We start from the raw sequence: 814 nt of genomic DNA on the forward strand, positions 1-814 counted from the left end.
CACATGGCACCATGTTTCGGCGAGCTGTAGAGGAAGAAATCGTTGACCCATATCGTTCAATCCAAATTGGAATGAGGGGAAGTCTTTATAGTCCTGATGATATAAAGGATGCAGAAACACTAGGATATCAGGTTATCCCTACAGATAAACTAAGAAAAATAGGTCCAAATAAGCTACGTGAACTAATTACCAACCGAGTTGGTAATAACCCCGTATTTGTTTCATTTGATGTCGATTTTTTAGATCCGGTATATGCTCCAGGAACAGGTACACCCGAAATTGGTGGATTTACTACATTTGAAGCGCAACAATTTGTTAGAAATCTAAAAGGGTTAAAGTTGGTAGGTTTTGATATTGTTGAGGTTTTACCAGACCGGGATCCAGCACGTGTAACAAGCCTTGCTGCGGCTAACATAGCATACGAGTTTATTTCGCTTGTTGCTTGGAATAAAAAAGAGAAAATATGTCTTAATTCTAAAGACGTCAGAGAGTTAAATATATAGTAGAAACTTATATCATAGGACACAAATGCAATAAATTTAGTAAAAATCAAATATCTCCTCGTCCATCTTCTAGTAAGAGTAAGCTAACTCAGTGACTTTTACCAAAGACCATCATTTGTAATAACAAAATGAAAAATTCCTTGTCGGTATTGATTTTCCTATTCATAAAAACGAGAGGAGTAAATCTATGTATAGCATTGATCTATTAGTGATAGTACTTTATTTCTCTGTTTTAATTATTGTTGGTTTCATTGGCTCAAGACGGGCAAAAACCACAGAAGACTATATGGTGGCAGGACGTAATTTAGGCC

At 36.1% G+C, this 814-nt stretch carries 1 protein-coding gene; it reads left to right on the forward strand.

All coding sequences use genetic code 11. From position 1 onward, the window contains the following. Positions 1 to 503, forward strand: a 503-nt coding sequence (locus tag AC1DUW_RS30940; RefSeq protein WP_477644468.1) for an arginase family protein, incomplete at its 5' end; no start/stop codon positions are given. Between the last annotated feature and the right edge of the window lie 311 nt (positions 504 to 814).

The organism is Peribacillus sp. P4_C12 (genome assembly GCF_056402095.1).